This window comes from Massilia sp. BGA-UO-ETr-WB1 (assembly GCF_059567845.1).
In genome coordinates this window covers 12,352-36,840 of the sequence record NZ_JCAQOT010000006.1, presented here as the reverse complement: position 1 = coordinate 36,840, position 24,489 = coordinate 12,352, and the positions used below count along the sequence as shown (strand labels likewise).

The 24,489-nt window shown below is 59.4% G+C and carries 16 protein-coding genes and 1 pseudogene; 9 read left to right on the top strand and 8 right to left on the bottom strand.

All coding sequences use genetic code 11. The features are described from left to right. The first annotated feature begins 153 nt into the window (after nt 1-153). Both AC56DV_RS00675 and tnpB read left to right on the top strand, forming a co-directional pair. On the top strand, nt 154-684 hold the full coding sequence (locus AC56DV_RS00675) for a hypothetical protein (protein WP_496312392.1): 531 nt from the start codon (nt 154-156) through the stop codon (nt 682-684). Between the two features lie 142 nt (nt 685-826). Beyond that, nucleotides 827-1,303 carry an IS66 family insertion sequence element accessory protein TnpB gene (gene tnpB / locus AC56DV_RS00670; protein ID WP_496312391.1) on the top strand — a complete coding sequence of 159 codons (477 nt, stop codon included), beginning with the start codon at nt 827-829 and terminating at the stop codon, nt 1,301-1,303. Nucleotides 1,304-1,410: 107 nt separating this feature from the next. Here tnpB and AC56DV_RS00665 read toward each other — a convergent pair whose 3' ends face one another. Next, on the bottom strand, nt 1,411-2,949 hold the full coding sequence (locus AC56DV_RS00665) for a recombinase family protein (protein ID WP_496312390.1): 1,539 nt from the start codon (nt 2,947-2,949) through the stop codon (nt 1,411-1,413). Continuing rightward, nucleotides 2,942-3,187: a hypothetical protein gene (locus AC56DV_RS00660; RefSeq protein ID WP_496312389.1), complete on the bottom strand. Its 246-nt coding sequence runs from the start codon at nt 3,185-3,187 to the stop codon at nt 2,942-2,944. Before AC56DV_RS00660 ends, AC56DV_RS00665 begins: the two co-directional genes overlap by 8 nt. 451 nt (nt 3,188-3,638) lie before the next feature. Here AC56DV_RS00660 and AC56DV_RS00655 point away from each other — a divergent pair, with 451 nt between their 5' ends. Beyond that, nucleotides 3,639-5,189, top strand: a complete 1,551-nt coding sequence (locus AC56DV_RS00655; protein WP_496312388.1) for a hypothetical protein — start codon at nt 3,639-3,641, stop codon at nt 5,187-5,189. Nucleotide 5,190: 1 nt separating this feature from the next. Further along, a complete protein-coding gene (locus AC56DV_RS00650) occupies nt 5,191-7,401 on the top strand; it encodes an Ig domain-containing protein (RefSeq protein WP_496312387.1) in 2,211 nt (736 codons plus the stop codon). Nucleotides 7,402-7,406: 5 nt separating this feature from the next. Here AC56DV_RS00650 and AC56DV_RS00645 read toward each other — a convergent pair whose 3' ends face one another. Continuing rightward, on the bottom strand, nt 7,407-7,937 hold the full coding sequence (locus tag AC56DV_RS00645) for a carboxypeptidase-like regulatory domain-containing protein (RefSeq protein WP_496312386.1): 531 nt from the start codon (nt 7,935-7,937) through the stop codon (nt 7,407-7,409). 1 nt (nt 7,938) lies between these two features. Continuing rightward, nucleotides 7,939-8,256, bottom strand: coding sequence for a hypothetical protein (locus tag AC56DV_RS00640; protein WP_496312385.1), 318 nt, complete (start codon nt 8,254-8,256; stop codon nt 7,939-7,941). A gap of 372 nt (nt 8,257-8,628) precedes the next feature. Between AC56DV_RS00640 and AC56DV_RS00635 the strand changes: the two genes are divergently transcribed. After that, on the top strand, nt 8,629-8,784 hold the full coding sequence (locus tag AC56DV_RS00635) for a hypothetical protein (protein WP_496312384.1): 156 nt from the start codon (nt 8,629-8,631) through the stop codon (nt 8,782-8,784). 193 nt (nt 8,785-8,977) lie between these two features. Here the strand turns inward: AC56DV_RS00635 and AC56DV_RS00630 are convergent, their stop codons facing one another. Next, the gene (locus AC56DV_RS00630) at nt 8,978-9,766 is read right to left on the bottom strand and encodes a metallophosphoesterase (RefSeq protein ID WP_496312383.1); all 789 of its coding nucleotides are present in this window, start codon (nt 9,764-9,766) and stop codon (nt 8,978-8,980) included. 735 nt (nt 9,767-10,501) lie between these two features. Beyond that, nucleotides 10,502-11,152, bottom strand: a complete 651-nt coding sequence (locus AC56DV_RS00625; RefSeq protein ID WP_496312382.1) for a metallophosphoesterase family protein — start codon at nt 11,150-11,152, stop codon at nt 10,502-10,504. A gap of 772 nt (nt 11,153-11,924) precedes the next feature. On the opposite strand from AC56DV_RS00625, the gene AC56DV_RS00620 reads away from it, so the two are divergent. Together AC56DV_RS00620 and AC56DV_RS00615 are read left to right on the top strand one after the other, a co-directional pair. Further along, on the top strand, nt 11,925-12,179 hold the full coding sequence (locus tag AC56DV_RS00620) for a helix-turn-helix domain-containing protein (RefSeq protein WP_496312381.1): 255 nt from the start codon (nt 11,925-11,927) through the stop codon (nt 12,177-12,179). Between the two features lie 230 nt (nt 12,180-12,409). Further along, a pseudogene (locus tag AC56DV_RS00615) lies at nt 12,410-12,830 on the top strand (IS21 family transposase); the annotation flags it as partial. A 100-nt stretch (nt 12,831-12,930) separates the two neighbouring features. On the opposite strand, the gene AC56DV_RS00610 reads toward AC56DV_RS00615, so the two are convergent. Both AC56DV_RS00610 and AC56DV_RS00605 read right to left on the bottom strand, forming a co-directional pair. After that, nucleotides 12,931-14,793, bottom strand: a complete 1,863-nt coding sequence (locus tag AC56DV_RS00610; RefSeq protein WP_496312394.1) for a caspase family protein — start codon at nt 14,791-14,793, stop codon at nt 12,931-12,933. Between the two features lie 44 nt (nt 14,794-14,837). Continuing rightward, nucleotides 14,838-18,362, bottom strand: coding sequence for a caspase family protein (locus AC56DV_RS00605; protein ID WP_496312380.1), 3,525 nt, complete (start codon nt 18,360-18,362; stop codon nt 14,838-14,840). Between the two features lie 1,202 nt (nt 18,363-19,564). Between AC56DV_RS00605 and AC56DV_RS00600 the strand changes: the two genes are divergently transcribed. Together AC56DV_RS00600 and AC56DV_RS00595 are read left to right on the top strand one after the other, a co-directional pair. Beyond that, nucleotides 19,565-20,554: a hypothetical protein gene (locus AC56DV_RS00600; RefSeq protein WP_496312379.1), complete on the top strand. Its 990-nt coding sequence runs from the start codon at nt 19,565-19,567 to the stop codon at nt 20,552-20,554. Nucleotides 20,555-20,611: 57 nt separating this feature from the next. Then, nucleotides 20,612-24,403 (top strand): hypothetical protein, encoded by a 3,792-nt coding sequence (locus AC56DV_RS00595; protein WP_496312378.1) that lies wholly within the window; start codon nt 20,612-20,614, stop codon nt 24,401-24,403. Nucleotides 24,404-24,489: the final 86 nt, after the last annotated feature.

Here is a 24,489-nt window from a genome sequence, read left to right as displayed (position 1 = left end):
TACTCAAGGTCGGAAAAGCTTCGTTGCATGATCGGATGGGCAGCAGTAGGCGGTGTCACATTGTCTCAGGTTCAGATCACGGCAGGCACAACCGTTGAGGAATAATTCAGCGTTTCCCTAGGACTATTCCAAGTTTTCGTCAAGGCGGCCAACATGCGTGATGGTCATAGGGACTACCCGATGGTTGGGTGGGTAGTGACCCGTTATGGCCATTATCGAGCACACACATTGGAATTCTTTTCCGATGAGGATGCGCAGGCGCTGTCGTACCACTTCGGAATTCCTTTTGCCCCAAAAACCTTCGGACGCTATGGGTCCTATTCGCAAAGCGAGTATTCGGAATTCTGCTTTTTTAAATCACCAGCGTTCGCTGCGTTGCGGAGGGCTTTTCGTTGCGGCCAGATTACGCTGCCCCCAATGAAGAGTTGGACCTATGGACTTTGTTCGCTCTGGCCTCACTTGGTCGCGATGTCCGACAAGGACTTCGAAGATGTTGAACGGATCATGACCTGGTGCTTTCGAGCGATAGGTTTGAAGCTTCCTCATGAGGCCCTTCTGGACCGCTGGAGTGAGGTGCCAACGCTAGGACTAACTGGGAAAGGAATTAGTAGTCTGGGTGACATGTTCCGTCTGCACAATGTCCGCCGCAAAAAGCTCCATGCCATCAGAGCGCGAAAAAGCTAACTAGTCAGCAACAATCAGAGGCAGATGAGGCTGAATCTGCCCCTGTCGGAACCATCACACTTGAGATTGGGCGTCTACGGCTGGGTATCGAAGGCCAAGCCAATGCCACAGCACTGGCACAAGTGCTGGAGCGCGTGCTGCGATGATCGGCCTGCCGGCATGTACGAAAGTTTGGCTGGCAGCAGGCATCACCGACATGCGCAGCGGTTTCAACGGCTTGGCAGCGAAAGTGAAAATCGCATTGGAGGAAGATCCGTTCAGTAGCCACGTGGTTGCATTCCGTGGCCAGCGCGGCGCCTTGAGCAAGCTGCTGTGTGGACCGGCAACGGCTTTGCTTGCTGGCCAAGCGCCTGGAGCGTGGCCGCTTCATCAGGCCGCAGGCCAGCAGCGGCAGCGTAGCGCTGACGCAGGCCCAGTTGGCATCCAATCCCTACAAGGTCCGCTCAGTGAGATGCTTGTGCTCATTGACCAGCCCGTCACGCCTTACCTTCCAGATGCATTAGACTTCACCTTAGTCGGGATCAAGCTCAGGACTTCCCCTGCCCGCCGTGGCGCCAGCGTTTTCTCGAGACACTCCGCGATCTCGCCTGCGACTGATCATTGCCAAGCTGCAGAGTGAAAATTTAGCCTTCCGAGCAGCCCCGGCCTCGCGGCTAGTTGCAAGGTCTTGAAGTTCCAGAGCAGATGGGATTGGTTATTCTGCGCCGGTCAATATCAGCGCAAGCGTCAACAGTATTTACCGAAGATGTCCCCAAGGCTTGAATATCGGTATTGCTCCCGCTCCTCTGGGCGTTCCGCACGCAGAATGATGTGGCCCTCGTTGAAGTCGGCCACCGGAACAAGAAAGTAGGCCGACACCGCGACGTTTGCGCTATCCATCTGCACACACAGCACGAAGTCAGGAATTGGCGCAGTGTGTATTGGTATCCGCCATCGAACGCGACCATGCTGATCGTGGCGACTCCTTGAAACCACGACCTTGAGGATGACCAGGTCATTTATCAGCAAGCACCATTTCGTTGCCCCTGGCGCATGTGTTGCCCCGGCCTGCTCAATCAGCATCTTCGCCGCCGAAATGGTCGAGTGCAGGGTATGGCGCACCGCGCGAGTGGTTCTGGCATACGTCAGCGTCTTGGTAATCGGCAGCCCCGCTAGAAGGTAGGCGTCCGCCATGGTGCCGAAGGCCTCCTTTATGTAGCGCGGCGCGGGATAGCCGGGTTCGGCAGCGATCAGCTTTGCATCCACCTTGCCGCACCTGCCATGCAGCCTGCGCAGCAGCATAAGAATTTCTTCCTTCTGCCACGGAACCAAACGCGCTTGGCGTTCTAGCCGGGCCTGCTCAAATAGGTCAGCGGAAATGATCGGTGCCAGCGCCCCATCGACCCGCACCACCGCCACGGGCTCGTTGAATACAACCGGGGTCTTGAGTTTCGCGGTCCGCTTGTTGAATACGGCGTGGCCCATGTACTTCTCGCCGATCAGGACATTCTTGACTTTGAACGCAGTCCATGATCGCCCCCGCTCGGCGGGTATGCCTTCCAGATTCAAAATCTCGGCGATCTTGGTATCCCCGTAATGCTTGTGAAGGTACATGTCGTAGATGCGGCGGACTACCGCCACCTCGACCTCAGGCCCCCAGCACAAGCGTACACGGTCTGTCAGGGCTGCTTTCCGCTCGCCTGGCTGTAACATCCGTCGGCGCTTCCCGGTGGAGTCGAACGACATACGCCGCAAGCCGTATCCGGGCGAGGCGCCCATCTTGAAACCCATCCCGGCGAACTTACATTGCGCGGCAGACACCTTTGCTGACAGCTCGCGGCTGTACTCTGCCGCCATGGTACGCTTCACGCCTTTCAGCAACGACGACATGGCCGAGCCGTCGTTTTCAAACTGTTCGGCGCAGTACACGACCTGCACGCCCGCCCGCCGGCACACGAATTCGTAGTGGGCGCTTTCGTCCACATCCTGAAAACGGCCCCAGCGGCTGACATCGTAGACCAGAACCAGTTCAAATCCCGGCGCTCCCGCTTGCACGTCCGCCATCAACCCCAGCAAGCCGTCGCGGCCATTGATGCGCAAGCCACTTTTTCCCGCATCGGCGTACATCATGACGATCTCGATGTTGTGCTTCTGGGCATACTCATTCAGCCGGTCGCATTGATGCTGAATGGAGTGGTCCTGGGGGCGGCTGGACATTCTCACGTAGATGGCAGCCCGGCGCGCCCCGACATGTTTAGCCGCCCCGCTTGTGTTCGGGTCAGTCATATGACGCCGGGCCGTGGTTCATTCGCTGCAGCTCCCGAAGTTCCATGCGCACTTGATCGTCCATGCGGCCATTTAAACGCGCCTTGGTGGCCCGATGAATTGCTGCTATATGGTCCGCAACAAATGCATCAGCAAAAGCGCTACCGTGGGTGCGGGTTAGCGCGGCGCGTATCGCCGCGATGACAGCACGCCCGAAAACAGCGGCGACATCGAACTCTATGTGGCTGGTCTTGTTCATTGCGTTTCGCTCCTTCGAGAAGGTTAGCAGCAACCGCAGGCGGCGCATTGACAATACGCAAATTATGTCCCTACCTTTTGTTCTTTTTTGAGCCATCCTTTCAACGCCCAAGCGCTAGAGCCTAAGGAATGGACATGGACGTGCACGATTTCCCAGATGCACATTGCCCCAACTTCATCGCGAACGCCGATCAGCGAGCCTGTCTCTTGAACTTTAAGGCTAATTTGCAAATAGCGTGAGCATGGGGCCACTTTCATTTGCAGTTAATTTGAGCCGAAATCGGCGTCAAATGCGAGCACGGTCGGCTTGAAATGCGAGCCGCTACAGGTAGTCCAGCCGGCACGCTGGCGTGTCGATCACGCGGCGCCTTGCCCTCAAAAGTGTCGAAGTGATAATATTAGAGCTGGCGCCAGCAGCACACTCCAGTGGGCGCGAGTTACGTTAGGCTCCCATGTCCACAGTGCTTCGCGAATTGCACCAAGAGTTGCTGCTGGCGTTGAATGGGGACCGCCCGTATGTGCTCGGGGTGGTCGAGAAGCGCCTCGCGGTGAAGCTGCCGGCCAAGGGGGGATGGTTCGACGACGAATTCGTCTTGACCGAGGTCTCGACGATCGAGCCCGAAACCGGCCCGCTGCCGCATGTGCACGCGTATCCAGAGACTGCGGCGGGCATGGTCGATCCCGACCAATCGAACGGCTGGGGGACCGACCTTGGCGCGTCCCCAGAGAGGTCGGACGGGCACATGGAAGTCGAAGGGGGCGCCCTGGGCCAGTTCGGTACTTTCCTCGACAGCCGGAATGGCAGCGGGCAGCGCTCGTCCCACCTGGTGGAGCATGAAGCGGCCGACTTGGCCGAGGTGCGGTTCAAGGGGCGGTTGACCGATGGGCCGCGCATCATGGGCAAGGCGTGGCGTAGCGCGACCGGGTACGCGCTGCTGGTCCGTTTCTACGACTTCGAGGAGTCGTGCAAGGACTTCCTCTCGGAGCTCTTCAAATACCCATATTGCCCGTCGCTCGACCTGCTTGAGCTCAGCGGTCAGCGCATCGTCGCCTCGACTGCGAAGACCAGGATCACGCTCAATGGCGTTCGTGTGCGGATCCGGCCGGGGATCAACGTGCTGTGCGAGGCCGTGCCGCCGGTGGGCGTGAGAGCGCTGATGTCGACAGGGGCGACGCCGCTGATCTTTTTCGGCGTGCTGCCGGAGGACCCGGCCGCCCCCACCTACCTGCATAGCGCCCCGCTGTTTTCGTTCGATTCCGAGGGTTTGCACCTGTCACGCGGGTATCTGGAGATCCGCGCCAAAGGAAGCGACGGCGAGGACGAGGACGACGCGTATTGGGAGGCGCGTGTGCAGCTGCGCGGCACGCTGGCGGTGGGCGAGGCGACCGTGGCGATGAGCGCGCCGCTGGTGGCCGGCGACCAGCTGCTCGTCGCGTCAAGCCTGCGCCGCGAATGCGAGGAGATGCCGCTGCAAGCCTGGGATGATCTGATGGGCGGCGACGCGTGGCGCGCGGATCTTCCGCTTCCCGCGACGACGCCGTGCCGCCTGAAGCGCTTCGAGCATCACCGCGACCTTGGCACAGGCGTCGTCGCGAGCTGCTATCTGGAGTTGGAGTGCCCGAGCATGAGGATATCGGGCGATATCGGCGCTACCTTCATCGTCCAGGCCCCGGTTTTCAAATGGCGCGTGGGGTTTCCCTACAGCGATCCGCACACGCACGCCACGGCGCGGTCCACGCGCGCGACGGTAGGCTATGTCCACCCGCAAACGCGGAGAACATATCTGATCAAGGACGTGTTGTATGGGATGCTGAGTGCGCCCACGTTCAGGCAGTTCATCGTGTTCCTGGCGAGCGGCGAGCGCTTGCGCGCACTGGCCGCCACCCTCGGCATCGCGCTGCGCGGCGGCGCGGGGCTCGGCGACCAGGAGCGCGCCGTGGCCAGGCTGGTGGCGGACCAGCTCAGCCTGTCGCTCGAGGCCCGCCCATACCCCAAGGATTAGCATGCCCAACACCGTACGCGCCATATGCTGGAACATCAAGGACTTCAGCGGCAAGCAATTTAAGGACCACAACGCCGCGATCCTGTCGCAGATTTATACGGGGGACGCGCGCCAGCTCGACTTGTTCATTATTGTCGAGCCCTTCTCCAGGTCGCAAGACTTCGCCTTCGAGGACAACGTTACCGCCGGGGCGGGCCTGGACGGGGTGCTGGCGCTTTACTTCGCGCTCGCTGCCAAGGACATGCGTTGGAAGGTGGTCCCCCTGCGGCTGAATGCCGATTGGCCCGAATCGGACATGACGGCCTTGTTCTACCATTCCGACGTCGTCGATTGCGCCGGTCCCGATCACCTCGACGGCGGCGTGGTGGCAGGGCCGGAGATGATGGCGATCGCCGTGGACGTCACAACCAATCCAGGCGGGCACGCGCTGCCATGGGCGGCGGCGACGGTGGCCTGGCCGCAGGTGCAATTTCGCGACGCGCTAGACGCCGAAATCGACTTCTTCGGCCGGCGGCCAACGCTGTTCGGCCTGACCGCGCCTGACACCGCGGTCGCCAAGTTCACGCTGGAGGTGGTCGCGCCCGTGGTCGGCGGCAACCCGACCATCGTCACGGACTTGATCCCGGTTGGCAGTGCGCAGCAGTTGTTCGAGGTGCAGTTGCAGGCAGACGGCGGGGTGCCCCCCTACACCTGGCGCGCCCGCTTGCCAGGCACGGCGCTGCCGGCGGGACTGGCCTTCGACGCGGCCACCGCGCGCCTGGCGGGCGTGCCGGCCGCGGCCGGGGCCGGCACGCTCGACGTCGAGCTGACCGACAGCACCGTGCCGAATCCACTCGTCGCCAACAGCGTGTTCAATGTTCAGATCTTGGCGGCGCAGGCGGCGCTCGGCTTCGACACTGCGCCGGCATTGCCGCGCGCGCTGCAAAACGCGCCGTACCACGTCCGGATCGGCGCGCGTGGCGGCGACGGGCCGCGCTCGATGGTGCGCTCGCAAAAGCTGATCACCCGCCCGCCGCCCGCCGGCATAAGCGTCGGCGCCGATGGACTCGTCTCCGGCACGCCTACGGTGGCGGCGGCCAGTGGCGACATCTGGGTTCAGTTGCGCGTGGCCGCGCATGTCAACCAGAACTGCACGGTTGCCGTCGTGGCAGGCGCGGGCGTTGCGCTCGAGGTCTTCAGCGACGCCCTTCCCGACGGCGCGGTCAACGTCGCCTACGAGTTCCACCTGCAGGGCCATGGCGGCACCGCCCCGTACACGTGGAACGCGAACCCCGGCACCGCCTTGCCGCCCGGGCTGGCATTCGATCCGGTCCTGGGCCGGCTGCATGGGACGCCAACGGCGGCCGGGCTCTGCGTGCTCGACGTCAGGATCACCGACGGCGTAGGAAACGGGGTCGATCGGGTACTCAATTGCAATGTGCTGATCGCGCAACCCACGCTCGGGTTCGCGACGGGGGCCGCGCTTCCGCGGGCCCTGCTCAACGCGCCCTACCATTGCGTGATCGCGGCGATGAGCGACGCCGACCGGGCGTTGCAAGCGTGCGGCCCGCTGCCCGCAGGCTTGTCGTTGTCGGCGGCGGGCGTCGTTAGCGGCACGCCGACGACCGCCGCCGCGCATCAGGTGACGATACAGCTCATCGACGCGCGCCGCGGTTTCAAAGTGCTGGCCGTGCACGCGCCGCCGCAGGCCAGGGCGCCGCAGAACGTCAATTGCGTAGCCAATTTGGCGACTATCCGTGAGATCACGACGCAGCGCGGGGGCATCGCCGTCGCGGTGTGCGGCGACTTCAACATTTGCACGCACGCACTTCAGGATTGCGGCGCGCACGATGCGGGGGAACTTGGCGCGTTGAACGGGCTCACGCACCTCCATTACCAGTCACGCAACGCCAACCGACGTTCCAGTTGTGTTCGATCCGATGGCGCCCAAAAGAAATGCTATGCCCACCTGAAAGGGAACGCCGCGAACGATATCACCCTCGATCAAATCGGTAAGCACGCGTTCGACCATCTGCTGACGATCGGATTCGCCGCAGTGCCGGCGACGACGACGGTCAATCTCGTGGCGGAGGACCCCGGCTATGCGGCCGCGAAGGCGCAGGCCGTAGCGCGCAAGCCATCGCCGATCAAAGGAATCGTCAGGAAATACTTGAAAAACGACGGTGTCAGCGACCACCTGCCGGTAAGCTTCACCCTCGACGTCGGCCCCTGAGCCGCTCAGTCCGCGTCAGGCAGGGTGGCAGGCGGCCAGTCCGTCGCGGAGGCGTCATCATCGACCTCGTCGGTCTCGAAGCGGGGCAGCGCGTACAGGAAGGGCGCCGCCGCGACCGGCGCCGGTGGCACAGCGTCGGCCGGCGCGGTTTGCTTCGCGCGCACCCGCGCCCGGTAACTTGGCCGTTGCGCGTCGGGCGGCCAGTCGCGATGCAGCTCCACGTCGAGCGTCGTGGCGTCCACATCGACACCGGGGAAGTGCGCCAGGCCGCTCGCGTCGGTCGGCGCGCGGCGTCCCGCGCCGGCGGGGAAGTCCAAGGTGACGGCGACACCGGCAAGCGCGGCGCCCTCGTCGTCGCGGATCTGCACGTCGAGGAAGGGCAGCGGGCAATCTTGCACGGTGGCGATGGAGAAGCTCGCGCGTGCGCCGCGGGCCACGGCGTCGAGTCGGGCGAACGAGCGCGCCACTTCTGACGGCAGGGGAGCGGGACGCGGCGCGAACGCTTCAAGCTCGACCGTCCATCCGGGCGCCGCCACGTCAGCGCTCCCGTAGCTTGGCACCGGCCCAGGCCACCAGTTGGTCGAGCCGCCGGTCCACGCGCAAACCGCTGCCGAGGATGAGCGCCGCTTCCGGTTGCCGGGCGAAATCGTCGCCCAAGGCCAGCGCGACGTTGGCGTAGCGCAGCCACGCGGCGCTCGATGTCAGTCCGAGCAAGTCGGCAGCCGCTGCGCAGCGCACCAGCCTGTCGAGTACCGTGTCGGCCGGTAGCGCGGCTAGGCGCGGCCAGCAGGCAAGCACCTCGCCCAGCATGCGCTCAGCCCACGTGCGGTAGGTGTGGCTGCGGAAAACTGCCATTTGGGTATCGCGGATTCTCAGCATGTGGCCAGTATAGGCGTTTGTAATTGAACAACACAAGCGCGTCGCGCTGGGGACGCACGCGCACGCGCATCCAGGCCTTCGCGCCCGAAGGCGGCCGTGCGCGGCAAACGGTCGCGCCATGCTGACGAGCGGCTTCCGCCCTTGGGCTGGGAACACATCAATCTGACCGGGGATTACGTCTGGCGTCAGAATCGGAAGAGCGACAATGGACAATTTCGACCGTTGGGGTTCCGCAACAAGGAGTGAATTGCCTTAGCGCCCGATTTTTTCCAAATCCTGTGTGCCCCCCCCTTCTAGGTCTTTAGCGGACAAGTGGCCTACGTGCTAATCACCCATGAGGCACCGGACATGCATGATGATGGCTTTGCGCCGATCACGAAATTGGCGCACGACCTGGGGGTGACGGCGGCGTTTCATGGCCACCACCATCAGGATATTGTTTATCCCGGCGATGTCTGGCGCGGCGTGGCCATGCGCCAGATCGTGAAATACATATGGAACTGACGCTTCTGGATGGATGCGGCGGATTATGGGCACGGAACAGATGCTGTGCCATCACTGCGTAGGTGAAGCGCTCACCTGCGCGATGCTGCTAGCACAGCCTCTATTCGTTTTTATTGGAAGTCAAATAAAGCCAAATAATTCCCAAAAGCAACAAAATTCCGATCTGCCGCTCCTATCCCGTGAGTCCCTGCTACTACTTGCTATCCAACTCTATAATCAGATTCGCTCCGAAGGAAGCGTTTTCAGCATTGCCTCCCTTCTCCATATATCCCAAAGGATTAGCGACAACTCTGCAGTGGCCAATAAGGTAGTCAAAGCTCGTGTGCGTATGCCCATGAATCCAGATGTTTGCCTTGCTGACCAGGTCATCAAGACGGGATGCGAATGCCGCTGCAACGGGATCTGAAGCATATTCTGGCGCCACAGACTGACGAGAAGGAGCCATGTGAGTAACGACAACGGTCGGGCCTGCAAAAGGCTCGTCGAGCTTCCTTGCAAGCCATACCTTGTGCTCAGCATGCAGCCTCGTTGTATCGGTGGGCCGCAGCTTCCGGTAGCCTGCGGACGCTAGGCGGATGCGCTTATAGTCGTTCATTACATTGTGAGCATCGACCATAGCGCTACTTCTATTTTCGGATCCGAACAATGAGAAGTCGGTCCAAAGTGTTGCGCCTAGAAAACGCACCCCGTCAAAGACGAATTCTCCGCAGTCGAGGTAGTGGACGTTCTCGAACTTTGCGCATTCGTCATGAATGGCGAGGTTCGTCTGATCGAGCGTACCGCCGTAAAACTCATGGTTGCCGGAAACGTAGACCACTGGAATTTCTGGAAAGGCTGACGCTGCCCAACCAGGCGCGCGCGCGTTCGTATGGATATCCCCAGCCAACACAACGATATCGGGTCTGCTAGCTGATGTATTGAACTTAGGGGCAAACTCTCGCCAAACTTCAAGGTGGAGATCCGATAAAACCAGCAGACGCATTTCTTCCTCACAGTGGAAAATTTTCAAACAGTCGAACGCTTAGTTTGGCTAAAGACAAGAGAGAGCTGCTAACGCCCATCGGACTCTGGATCTGGATTCATGGGCGTATCCCCCATCCCCAATGCATGACAGGCTTGAACCCAGTCATCTTCACCAGCCTTCGTTACCTCATACCAATATACATCGTCAGGACCAATACCGCAGTCGTGCCAACCTTCATGAAAAATGATGCTCCGCAAATGATTTTTTACACCTACAGCGCCGTTGGCGTGCCCCCCCCTGGCAGCTCCGATTGTTCATCGCGCCGGCTAGTCCGCGACCACATAAATTTCATGTGCGACCGCGTTCTCTAGCGCAGTGCGCTGTAACCGGTAGCCAATCATCGATCACTACCACAAATTCAATAATTTTTATTAACGTGTAAAAAATATAATAAAGAAGACGCAACAATGCTTACTTATTAATAAGAAAAGAATAAGATATTTTTTCCTTCCTTTGCGACTGGTTACGATGCGAATCCTGCCTGTTCTGCTGCTGGCTTGCTCAGCCCCCCCCCCTACGCAAGCCGCAGGCTGGATCGTAAAAAGGATCTCGGTAAGGTGGACGGCGGGAAGCGCACGTTTTGAAGAAGTCGTATGGAAAGCCGTACTCTGAGCTACTTGGGATTCTGACACCTGCACGCACCGATGACATAACATCAGCTCGTGCTGAGTTTTCAGAATGCATTCTCAAAGGTCAGTCCCATTCATAGAGGACGATCTGTCGCATGGCCACGCCGTGCCAGACGTCCCCGGGATACGCGATGTCCTGGTGATGGTGGCCGTGAAAGGCCGCGGTGACCTGCAGGTCTTGTGCCAGCATGGTGATCGGCTTGAAGCCGTATTCATGCATATCCGGTGCCTCATGTGTGATCAAAACGTCAGCCGTCTGACCTGCAAAGGTTTGGAAATCACTGGAAAAAAGCGAGGAGCGATGCCGCATTGGCAGGCCTTGGCGCCATCTGTTTCCTTTGCCGCACACCTTTAGATAATCAGCAGGTGCCAGAAAACGTGGCAAAGATTTACCGTCCCACACCCTGGACCGAAACACGCCGCCCAAGCCGGCAATGCGCAGTCCGGCAACTGTCGCGATACGACCATGAATGTTGCCGACGGCAAGCCCGGATCCGAACAAGTTGTCGTAGAACCGGCAGTCCTCGGTGTCGTGATTGCCAGGGATCCACAGCAGTGTCGTTGCGTGCGGTAAGCCGCTCAGCTCCTCGTCCAAGGGCCGCGCGGCTTCCATATCCCCCAGCAGGAGCACAGCGGCCGGGCGAACCGCTCGGGCCGCGGCCACGATTCCGTCAAACTGGCCATGTGGGTCACCACAAATAAGAAGCGCTGGCATTATTCCTCCTGGCTCGGTGCCCCGAAAACTATGGCAATATCGCGAAAGGCTCTGTTTGAACTGTTTCACTGACTCGAAAGAGCATTATCTAACTGAGCAACGATTACAGCCAGCCGCGACACTGTCCTCCTCCTTGAAGCGGCTCAATGAACATTCCCCAGAACAGCTCGGCTGCACAATGGGCCGAGAGCTGTTCGTTGCCGTGGTTAACCAGCGTGGACCTCAATTCCAAACCGCGGCGTCGCACCTCATGTACACCCTGCCGATGTGTCGCGACCAAGAGGCAGCTAATACGCAAGCAAGGCGCTCATCCTCGCATACCAAGTAGTGCATTGAGAACTTGATGTTTTCGTCACATGCCTTGGCTGATCCGCATCCAACACATTTATGACAAATCGGTGGTTTACGCAGCTTCCGTTGCGGACATCCCACTCGTGGTTCCATGAATTAATCTTGTCAAAATCATATCTAAACACGCGATTGCTGTAAACCACCGCGAGCTCGCGTTCACCAATGTCGAAGGCAAATATCGCTGTGCCATGAAGAGCGTAGCTCTCGTTGAACCCGGACTTCAGTAGCTCCACATAGTTCCGCCTTCGTCTCATTTCACTTTGAACTAGTCTCCATATCAACCAGCCGACGAAGGCACCGCCTCCGCCATAAATCACTAGGTAACCCATCAAATCGCGCATTTCCATAGATCCCCTCGAAAAATTCACAATATATTGTGAAGACATAATGATACCCGAGCGAGACCATCTCTCCCAATATATTGGGAGAATCATTGGATCCGCAGGTTTCATTCGGTCGAGTACTGCGCAACTTGAGGAAGGCTCGGGGCTTGACTCAGGAACAACTAGCGTTTGCCGCTGGGATCGAGCGCAACTACGTCAGCTTGATTGAGCGTGGCCAGAACCAGCCTGCGCTAAAGGTCCTCTTTAAGGTTGCTGAGGCGCTCGAGTGTTCACCGTCTGAGTTAGTTCGTCTAGTTGAGATTGAGATGACCGTTTCGGTCTCGGAGCCATAGTCTCTTGAAAGCCACGTATAACATGGTGTGGGACTCGGCCGATGCACCTGGCCAAGCCCACTACCAGGCATATTTCGACATTTGCAAGCCAAGTACCCAACCACCTGGCGAGTTGCCGGTACTGATCATGTATGTGCAGAGCGCCTACCTCAAGAGCTCAGGTTGAGCGCGCCTCCACGGTCCGGGTGCGGTCTCGTTCCCGTAGTTGGAACACGACCGCTGCGCACCAGAAGGAGACCTGTGCCCAGCTGCACGAGCAGACCTTCAGGTACTTCGGCGGGACCACGGCCTATGTCGTGCTCGACAACCACAAGGAAGGCGTCATCAAGCCCGACCTGTACGAACCGGAACTGAACCCCGTCGACAGGGACGTGCTGGCCTACTACGGCGTCGTCGCCGACCCTGCAAGGGTGTGTGACCCCAACCGAAAGGGCACGGTCGAGAACGCGATCCAACACACTCAAAGCACCGCGCTCAAAGGCCGCCGCTTCGAGACCTTCGCGGAGCAGAACGTCCACTTGGAACAGTGGGAAACCAAATGGGCGGCTCCCCGCATCCACGGCAGTGCCAAGCGCCAGGTCGAGGCTATGTTCCAGGAGGAGCGAGCCCACTAGGGGGCTGCCGCTGCAGGGCTTCGACTACTACACCGAGCGCGACGGGTTTGCCATTTAGCGAGATGACGAGTTTGTCGAGGTCGCCTGGATGCACTCGGAACCTGATACTGGCCAGAGAGGTCCAACGCATGTATAGACTACTCAACGGTAATGCTTAAAAATTGCGTCGACCAGCCGTCCAGTGCTATTTCACCAGCCGCTGTACGTCGGCCTGCCGCCACGTTGAACAGCAATTGTGCCAGTGGATCGTCGAAACTCTTGGCCACGCTTCGGGCAGAACCACTCTCCACGCAGGGCTGACGAAGAGACTCCAGAGCCACAGGTTCATCGGCAGCAAGTATCAAGAAGTACTCCCGACCTTTTTCTGGCCCGGCACGCAGCAGTTTAGTGCTGAACAGGCCATTCAATGGTTCATCCTTAGCCCATGGCGCCGGACTGAGCAGTTCGACACACAGGTTGGGCGCGATGTTCAGCACATAAACATGCATTGCTGAAGCCCCACTGTTGAACAGCCTCAACTTAAATGTTTGTCCCACAGGTAGCATCGCCTCGCCATCGCGTTTCACTGGTTCCTTAACATCCGAAGATGCGCCATTGGCCAGAACGATGCTACCGGTGACGGGAGATCGCGGCCGCCTCGGATTGCTCAAACCCAGCAATGCTTGTACATGGGCGAGACGTCCTAGCAAAGTTGCAAGCTCCGGAAGCATGCCGGCATCCATAGGTACGGTAGCACCGATCCGGGTGCCGTTTGCCAGCAACACCTGGATACCTGTAGTATTGAGCTGCAACCAGTGTGTGGCGGCCCCGTTCGGAACCACGCTTACGAAGTCAAACTGGGCTAGGGCATTGCCAAGCTGGGCCTGCTGGCTTGGCGTGCCGCCGACAATGGCGACTCGCAACTTGAGGTCCCCAAAGGAATGGCTGCTCTCCAACGCAAACAGTGTTGAAGGCAGTTCGGCAGCCGGTCCACTCAATCTTACAAGCGCCGAGTTCGGACGCACTTCGTCAACGACGCCACTTCCCAGCGGCGGTGTCCCCTCCCCGGCTCCAGCGGTGGCGAAAAAGTTAAACCTGGAACCTTTCGTGACGCCTGAAGCAGCGCCGCTGCGCAGCAACACGGTGGTGGCATCGACCGGCTCTGCCAGCATCGGTGTCCGCCGCAGTGGACCGGTGCCAAGGAAGCGTTGTTGGAGTTCGCCTTCTGCCTGGGGCCGATGGGGAACCCCGAACGATGCCATCATCACGCGCACACGCGTTATGACGTCCAAATAGGTCACATCTGACTCCGCCCCCCGAAGCACTCCCACTAAGGCGCGAGTGAACTCGCCTTGAATGGTTCCATCGCGCTCCATCTCCAACGCCTCCTCACTATCTTGGGCAGCTGCAAGCAAAGTCCCGAAGTCGCGAGTGACATCTCGCTGTGACTGCAGCGTACCGCCTCTCCTGACCACCGCTGTAGTGCGCTTGATCGGAGGTGCCGAACGCGCTTGCGCCAGGAACCGGATTCCAGTACCCGAATGGCAACTGTCCAGTATCACGATCGGCTTGACGCCTTTGGCTATCGACGCAGCGACCACAGCTCCCAATTCGTCGTCGGTGATGTCCAGCGGCTGCGCCTGGGAACGCGCGTCATATGGGAGGATCGTGCTATCGAATTGAGAAGTTTCGTCCAAATTTTTGTCATAAACACGGGATCCGTGTCCACTGAAGTAAAACAGGGCAACTCCTCCGGACTTGGCCTCATCAACCAATACCCGCTTAAGTGCCGCCAGCAAGGCGCCACGCGTGGCTTGCTTATCGAGCAGCACAGTCGTGTCGCGCTCAGCGAGGCCATAGCGCTCGGTTAGGACACTACGGATATTGGCGACATCGTTCGCAGGGCCATGTAGCACCTTCAGACCAGCCACAGCGGCGTTTTCGTAAGTGCCTATGCCAACTAGCAGTGCGCGGGGCGGTGGCGGCCCTGCAGCAAGGCTTACGCATGCCACAAGCGACATCGCCACCGTCGCTCCCCATCGGAAAATACGCAAAGTTAGTGTTTTCATTTGGTGGGGCGCAAGATGATGAACTCCCGCGCTAGTTGGGGATCAGGTATGAAGACTCGGGGCGTCTGCGCGCGACTGAGCACCACATCTGCAAAAGTCGAGCGCTTCTTATCTTCCCTTTTCGGCACGGCACGCTGCGGTCGGGAGCGGCTTAAAGTGGCCAGGCTTGTTTCGACCTCTTTAGGCGTTTCAGACTGCGCGTAGGCTAGCCATTCACGCACGCTCGTGAAGCCGTCGCCATTAACGTCAGCGGCGGGCCCGAACGCACGTTCGAACAGCACGTACGAGAACACGCCGTGGCCGAGCCTCTGAAGTTCCAGTGCCGCCTGTTGACTCTGCGCGGCACTGATCACGAAGATGGCCTTATCGTAGGCGAGCTGGGCGAAACTGCGGCCGGCCAGCGGCCCGGCACGCGCGTCGACCTGGTCGAGTGCTTTGCCAGACTCGCAGGCATCAATGATGACCACAGTTCGATCGGATTGAAGCGGCTCCAATGCGTCGCGGATCTGGCTTGCCGAAACAGTGCCGCTCACCTTGGAGCTGCCGACCTGACCGTCTGCTGCGATCAATCGGTAGTCACCTGCAAATCCGCCGCCATGCCCGGCGAAGTAAAGGAACACGGCGTCGGACGGCGTGCTGGCTTTCAACTGCAACAGCGCCCCCTGGGTTACGGGAGGTTCCGAGCCGGCCAAGATGCGCAACGCTTGGCGAATCACATCTGCCGTAGCCTCGCCGTCGAGCAGCGTTGCTTGGCGAACCGACCCGTACTGTCCCGACGCGCCGAGAGCGGCGGAAAGCTTTGTCGAGGCCAAATTCGCATCCGCCACGGCATATTTCAACTTCGAGTTGGTGGGGGAATAGGCGTCGATACCGATTGCCAGGACGTAGGCAATCCGTTCTGTCTTCAAGCTTTCAGCACCGAAGACCCGCACTTCGGCCTCGGGGCTGCGTAAGCCTGACTTTGCAAAGCAGTAGGCCGAGAGAACGTTGTCGCCCTCTCGCAGCGGCACTTCGATTTCAAGATTCGCCGTGCCATTGCCAGGTGCCTTAGGCACAATCGTCCGTAACAGGCGTCGATTGCGAAATATCCGACACTCGCCAATCCCATCCCCGGCGTCGCGCACCTCTACCTTGAACGTAACGGATTTCGACACCGCGCGCTGCTGCGATCGTACCAGGCTATCCTCATCGGCAGGTTGGATCACACTGAACGTCAACGGCTCGCCTTTTTGGTTGCGGCGCCGCTCTGCATTGAGGTACATGGTCGACGTGTTAGATGGCGATGCCTCCCGCACGTAATTACCGACGGGAGCCATGATGCGCAGTGTCGGAGGTTTGTGCTGTAGGCCTACTGATGTGCCGGGACGCGGCTCAGCCACATTGTCGCGCATGACCTCAGCAACAAGTTGCGGGCGAAAGGCCGCCGAAAAGAAGTTGGCAGGATTTATCGGCACCAATGGCTCCGCCAACAGGGTGCCTCTCAGTTTGTCCCAAGCCCCATAGGAGCCATCAAACGTCTCATCCAACCCAGGTGACAATCCGCGCGCGATCCATCCCCTGCGGTCGTAGCTCGCCAGATCGGCCAATGGGGTGCCGTCCTTGACCCGATGCAGCGCAATACGCCCATGCCCAGAGCCGATGGCGACATTGAGCCCGTCTGGACTGAGTGCCACGGCATTGGCTGACCCGCCGATAGAAAAGTCGCGTGCATTAAATGCCTGGACTCCGCGACTCCAAATTCGGACGTGGCCATCCGATGTGGCAAGCACGCCTATATTGTCCTGCGGGGACCAATCGAATGCCGGCGCCCCCTCGTCCCACCCTGGCGGATCAACGTCGACTGGAGATGTGTGCCAGGCCAGTCGAGAAAGTACTCCGTTGGCCAGAAAGATTGGCACACCCGGCCGTGCTTTAGTACGCCGCAGTTCTACCCCAGTCACCGCGCTCAGTTCGATGATGGCCTCATGAGTGTTGATGGCGAAGCGATCGCCAGATGGGCTAAACGCCCCTTTCCGAATGACGACGTTTGAAATGGGAACGGTTCGCTGTGCAAGGTCAGACGATTCGATGAATGTGACCCCACGACGCCCTAAAATGGCTGCACGGGCAGGATTGCCCCCCACCGCAACTAGTGGCTCCCGTGTAGTAAATTTGCTCAGGATTTTGCCATCGGCGACGTTGACAACTTCCGCCGCCCCGCTTTGATGAACCATCAGGAGCTTCTCGTTCCCGAGAAAGGTCAGTCCAACGACACGCTCTTTGGTGAACTCAGGGGCATTCGTCACACCAACACCGACAATCGCGGTCTGGGTGATGTGGACCAGACCGCCGGTCTCACTGAACCCTGGCTCGGGCGGCGTGCGCACTTTTCCCAAAGGATCGAGCACACGATACCAGTTTGAAGTTGGCTCCCATATCGCCGCGCCCCCAGTTGAGTAGCCGCCGGCCAGGTAACGCCCGTCAGGACTGAACGCCACCGCTGAGATGTCATCGGCATCAACGCCCATAGAGGGCCTGAACTCGCGTTCTTTGATAGCGACGCGTTGAATTCGCCCATTGCTCTGTCCAAGGAGAAGCGAATCCCCTCCCTCTGCCAGCATCGTGATTGGACTGTTACCGGCAGTGAAAGTCTCCATCGCCCAGTCGCCCGCATTGAACCGATACACCAGGTTGTGAGCGCCACCGCTCCAGATCGAATTCGAATGCCCCCCAGCTACGATCGATCCATCCGACGCGAAATAGATGAACTCTGGTTCGGACAGCAACGGGTGTCTGACCTGCATGGCACCATCGGCCGCGCGCCAGACTCGGAGCTCTTTTTCGCCAAGATCGGCTATCCAAATGCTGTCACGCGAAATAGCGAACACGCCACGGCCCCCTGTTTTAACCACCCGGGTTGTCCCCGTATTCAGGTCCAAAAACACTAACCTATCATCCCGACGGTACACTAAGGTGTCCGGACCTGCGAAGTCCGCCCATTGCGCACTGACCTGCAGCGCCACATGGAGCCGGCCAGACTGCGTGTTCCAGACGGACAGCAGGGAGTGTGCCGATGAAGTGAGCCATTTACCTGTTGGTGAGAATCGTAGTCGGCCGGATTGGCCAGCGAACTGCTGCAGGGTTCGACCAGTGCCGAGATCGAGGATACGGATGACGGCGCCTCCGCCAAGAATAGCCGTATATCCCGGCTTGTCTTCTAGAGTACCAACGGCAACGCGTCCTGGCTTGGAAGGGTCGCTTGCAAGACCACCGAGCGGCGAATAGCCCAGCGAGGCAGACTCGGAAACTAACAAACCGCTATGCTCTTCCCAAACCTTTAGGCGGCCATCTTCCGCCGTACTAGCCACAAGGCCCAATCCCTCCAGCCGTGTCAACCCAGTGATCGGCAGGGAATGTTGGACAGGCAGGGGGATGCGTATCCGCGATTGGGGCTGTGCGAGCACGGCGGCGCAACTGACCAGCATCGCGACGCCAAGGAGTACCTTGTCCAGCATGTTGTATGCGTTCTTCAGCCATCTCATGGCGCCTCTCCCGACACGTTCAGCCAGACACCAGACTTTCGCTCGAAGCGCCAGCGCTGGCCAACCACGGTCACTAGCACCTGGCCACGATCGAGGGCGACACAGCAATCATGGCCAAAAGCGCCTGCGTTCGGGGTAGGCGCTAGCCGTGCTTCCCAGCGCCAGCCAGCTGGCCCAGAAAGTCGGTACACGTCCACCCTGCCAGGAAGCGCACCGCCATCCCCATGATTCAAGCCCGATGCGCTCGACACGAGCAAATCGTCCTGGGAGGTGATCTGGCCGCTGAAGGCATCTGCAGCTCCCGGCGGCGAAGCTACGCGTCCGACAAGCGCCCAAGCCCCTCCAGGCTTAAAGATGCGTGCTTCGCCTCGACCACCGACAAAGAGACGGTCGCCGTGCATGGTGACCGACTGCGCGAACCCACGTACTGCCTGGAGTTCCTGGCCTGGGGAGTTCGACGCATCTAGGTCGAAGAGCCATACAGTTTGCGGCCGTTTGGAGAGCACGGCCAGCCATCGACCGTTCGACCCTAGCTGCGTGCCAAACCCTCCATATGCGGCGGGCTGGGGCGCACGTAACCGTCGCGTTTCTTGCCATACGTCGCCTCGCCGCCTGGCCACGATAACGGCGCCGGCTTGCAAGAATGCCGCGTTCCGAGCCCAGGTTGCTTCGCCGGCCTCCCACACCAAAACATCCGCCGTCTGAGCCCCAGCATCCTCTTGTCGCGGCAGTCCGCAAACGCGCAGCGTCCCCATTTCGAGCCAAGTGCGGGGATCCGGTGCCACTCTGGTGGCCCCAGAGTGCGGAACGCAAGGCGCCTGTGCCAAAACGGCGAAGCTCAAGAGTATGCCACCGCCGCCCACGATCACGCTTTTACAACGCATAGTTGACCCACCTCTGAAAAAGTTGACGGAGGGATAGCGCACAAGCTGGAAATTCTTCAGAATGGCAATTATTACATCAAAACAAGGGGGTCTCCAATGCTCATATCGCACCGATTGAAAGTGTTGTTCGCAGGCTACTCACTGGTCCTTCTCACGGCCGCATGCGGTACGACATCCGATCCCGACAGCATGCGCAGGAGCCTTCGGAACTCTGTGTACGAAGGTGTACAGGTTGGCGTTGGGCCTTGCATCACCTCTCAACCACCTACCGGTAAGGGTCTGACAGACACTGTGCTTACGGCCGTAGTTTCCAAAGGCGTGAACCTGCTCGGCAACGCTTTGAACGAAGCCGGTAAGGATAAAACCTGGAAGGCCATGGCCTCACGCAATCTTGCCGGTGGCGCTTCTTTCCCCGCTTGTGTGCAGGTACTGCGCGGCCGCTTTCATACAGACAAACCCGCTGCTGATGCGCCCTGGTTGAAGGACTACGCAACGCCTCCGAACGCTTATACGCTCTTAACGAAGAACGGCATTTGGCCTGTAGATAAGCCCGACTTTTTCTTCGAGGGCGCCATCATCTTGAGCGAAGACAAAACTGCGGCTACCATCCGCCCATTGGTGGCGGTACTTAACGAGCCTCAGGGCACACGTATAACCGGCGGCACCGATCGTAACGTCGTCGGGCTCTTCGCATTCTCCGCCGCCGGCACCCGACCGGACATGGGCACCAACCCGGCCGCAACCGTGGTACTTGGCACAATGCGCCAGGGCCAGATACTCAAGTTCCCCCCAGCTGGCGACACTCCAGCATCTTCGACACCGTACGAGCCGTCATGGTTCACGCTCAGCGAAGCCGATGCGCGAAAACCCCTTACGGTGACAGCGCTGGTGGCCGAAACTCAACCAGGTAGCCCTTTCTTCGCCTTCATGGCGTCGATCTTCAATGACGAGAACGTGAAAAAGGCTGTCACTGACCGGGCAAATACGATCTTCGTTCCCGGGGCGCGTGACGCGGCCGAGGAGACTCGCCACAATGAACAACGCACGGCGGCCGAAAACGCCGACACAAAGTTCGTAGACGCCATAGGCAAACTCGCCGAGTGCAAAGCAGCTGACAAGGACGCCTTGACGAAGGCTGTGGCGGCCAAAACGGCGCTGCGCAGCTATGTCGCAGCGGACACCGCCCTGCCAAAGCCGATGAAGAAAATTCGTGAACAGGATATCGACCTGATCACGGTTTTTGAGCCGGCAGAAGTCGGGGTACGCTGCAACGACATATACGAGAAGCTCACTGGCAAGCGCCTTTGATTGTTCTCCGTCGGTACGTTAAACTCTACGGATTTACCCCATCCGCTAGGGAACCGAATGTTCGATGTCACCCCTGAGGACATTGCCCGACTTGCCGACGATGATCTTCGGGAACTGGTGGCTCGCCTGGCGACCGCAGAGCTTGTGCGCAATGGGCAGTCGATTCTCGCAGTTGAAAATGGCGGACACCAGGATGCACCCGACGGTGGCATCGACGTAAGGGTGAGATTGGACGCCGGCGCGGCAACAGGGCCGAACCTTCCCCGTCCTAACATCGGCTACCAGGTAAAGTGCCCCGATAGAGCCCACAAGGCGATTCTGCAGGAAATGTGCCCCAGTGGACAGTTGCGGCCCGTCATAGTCGAACTGATGGCGGCCGGCGGCGCCTATATCATCGTCAGCGCAAAGGCGTCCCTAACGGATGGCACGCTACGCGCACGTCATTTGGCCATGCGAGAAGCGCTCGCCGGCTTTCCGGAAGCGAGCCATCTGCACACCGACTTTTATGACGGGACGCGGGTAGCCAACTGGGTTCGTGAATACCCCGGGTTAGTGTTGTGGGTACGCGAAAAGGTCGGCCGGGCGTTGTCAGGATGGCGGCCATACGCCAACTGGAGCAACCGGAGTGAAGAAGCCGACGCATCCTATCTGACCGATCAATGCGCCCGCGTTCGCTTTAATGATGACGAAACGGCGGTGACTGACACCGTTGCCATCGCGCGACTACGTGAGATGCTGCGCCAACCAGGTTCCGCAGTGCGACTAGTCGGGTTATCCGGTGTCGGCAAAACTAGGCTCGTCCAAGCCCTATTTGATCCCAACGTCGGAACAGGCACATTGCTGAGCGCCGCCGTCGTCTACACCGATTTCCACGAACTCACTTCGCCGCAGCCTGAAGGCATGGCTGAAGACCTCCTGGCCCAGGGACGACACGCTATTTTAATCATCGACAACTGCGGCAGTGCCACGCACGCGCGACTAACGCTGGCTTGCAAAGAATACGGCAGTAAGATTAGCCTGTTGACAGTGGAATACGACGTGCGCGACGGGTCCGCCGAGTCCACGCAAGTGGTCGAAATGTACGCCGCGTCCGATTCGCATATCGAAGATCTGTTGCACCGGCGTTACCCAATCCTCACGCCAGAGAATACGCACACCGTGGCGCGCGTCTCCGGAGGCAACGCCCGCATTGCGCTGGCCATCGCTGAAACTGTGCGCAAAGGTGAGCGGCTTGCAGAGCTGCGCGTCGGCGCGATCTTCGACCGCCTGTTCCACCAACGAAATGCGCCGAACGACGGGTTGCTACGCGCCGCTGAGGCCTGCGCGCTGGTGTATTCGTTTGACGGTGTAACAGAGGAGGGAGACCTCGCAGAGTTGCCGGTGATCGCGGAATTGGCCCAGATGAGCCTTGGCGAGCTTTTTCGCCATGTGCAAACGCTACGTGATCGCGACCTGGTGCAATCGCGGTCAAACTGGCGAGCGGTATTACCCCACGCGTTGGCAAATCATCTGGCGCACAACGCCTTCAGTAAGATTCTCAATGGGCAGCTACGCCGCCACTTAGCACAAACAGACAACGAGCGGCTATTTGGCTCTTTTTGCCATCGACTGTCGTTCTTGCACGATTGCCAGGCAGCTGTTAGATGGTCCGAAGAGTTGTTAAGTCCGGGTGGTAGGTTAGGTCAGGTGTTGAGGTATACGCCGCCGCAGCATCTCTTGCTGGCGTACCTGGCCCCTGTCGCACCTGCCGCAGCGCTGGCAGCTATTGAGCGGGCAGCTGAGGAAGACTTTACAACGTGGCTGGACCAGGCGCGTCATGCGTTCGAGGTGCTGCGCTTGCTGGCTTGGGAGGCAGCGTTTTTTGACCGCTGTGTAACCCTACTCGAACGCGTAGTTCGCACGAACCGACACCGCGTTGAGATCCAGGAACCACGGAAAATCCTCGTCTCGTTCTTCCAACCGTATCGTTCCGGCACGCATGCACCGGTAGCGATACGATTCACACACATCGCAAGGTGGTTGGCAGATCCAGAGGTGCCGATGCAACAGTTGGGCCGCTTGGCGTTGGTCCAGGCCATTTCGACGAGCATCAGCAGTCACGGCAATTTCAACTTCGGTGCACGCAACCGAGACAATGGATATCGCCCCGCCACTGATGTTGATCGGGCCGACTGGTTCCGGCAAGGACTGGCTCTGCTCGCCACAATGGGCCAGGCTGGAGGGCAACAAGCCGAATTTGCCCGCCAAACTTTCACCAAATCCTTCAAGACACTGTGGGCCTTCCCACTGCTGCACGGCGTGTTGGCACAGCAGATGACCGACTTTTCAGCGGGAGAGTTCTGGCGTGAAGGTTGGCTCGCAGTGCGCACTACCCAACAGTATGGCGAACGGAATCAGCAGGGTCTGCATCTGCTGCTGCAGCTGGAAGCCCAACTGGCACCAACCGACCTCGCTGGAAGGGTATTAGGCACCGTACTTTACGGGGACGGCGTATTTGAAGGCAAGCGTGAAGGCGAAGAGCATGCAAACTACTTAGAGCGAGTTGCGGCAACAGTCCAGAACCTTGGGCGCGAAACTGCACATGATCTGAGCACGCTACGCGCAGTGGCGCAACACCTGCTGATGCGCCCGGGCAGGACAGAGGACTTCGGTATTGGTTTAGCGCAGGAACAGAGTACGCATCAGCAGGTATGGGATACGATGGTGCCGGAGCTGGAATCAGTCATAGCTATGAACAACTCCAATGATCCTCCCTGGCGCACCTTACCGCACGTTCTACGCGGGTTCATGATGGAACTCGTGAACCACAATCGCCCGTTGGCTGATCAATTCCTGGACCAGTGCTCAACTAGCTCTGAGCTGGCACTTGTGCTCCCTTCGTTGCAGGCTGCGGCTGGTTTCGACGCCGTCGGCCTATCGCGTGTTCAACAGGCGTACATGGAGGGCAAAGTACCCGCTAGGGAACTTGGCTGGTTGCGGGCAGCTTCCGCGGCGCCGACTGACGTCCAGCAGGCGGCACTTGAACTACTGGTACAGGTTGCAGCAGCCGGCCACAGCCACACGGCTGTCAACGGCCTGGAAGGCTGGTTGGAACGGCTGGAACGATTTGAATTTGTACCTGATGTCGACTTGGTGACCGTCTGCCAGCAGGTACTCGAACACTTCACCTTCGCAGCCAATGAATCAGAAGATGCGTTCTCTGTTTCGCGCATCGCAAAAGTGGGCATTCACGGGGACGGGGCTGCCGCTCTCGTCGCACGCCTGGCTGCGCGCATGGGCGCTGCGTCACGGGAGTACCACATGCTGGCTTCGCACTACCAGGAATTGACAATCGTGTTGCTAGAGCGAGAGCCAGAAGCTGTACTCACTGCGTTATGCCAAGATGGTCCGCGCGCGCTGTCTACTGCAGTTGAACTACTAGGGTTTGAAGCTCCCGACGGCCGATACCCGATTGAGAAGGTGGAACCACACCGTTTGGCCGCTTGGTGTGCCGTTGATCCCGTGCGGAGGTTGCCGCTCGCGGTGCGTGTCGTACCTGTCGTGGAAAATGATCCTGTCACTGGTCGTGCGCGCATGACGAAGCAAGCGTTGGAACTACTGCGGCAATCAACTGCGCCGGGAGACACGTTGATCGAACTTGCTGACCGCATGGAATGGCAAGCGCTTAAAAATACCCGCGGCGCCATGATTACGCACAACGCTGAAGCGCTGGACGACGCAATAAATTTGCACGACGCGTCCTTCCGCTTGCTTGTCCGTGAGGCCCAAGAACGAATGAGGGCAGCCGGCGCGAGGAGAATTGACGTGGAGGCCGCACAAGACCGGTTACGCAATGAACGGTTCGAATGACGAACCGAATCGCGCAGCCCGCTTGGACCTCTAGTGCCGGTGTCGTCTGCCAGCCAGTTTCTAGAAAATTGCCTAATGGACATTCT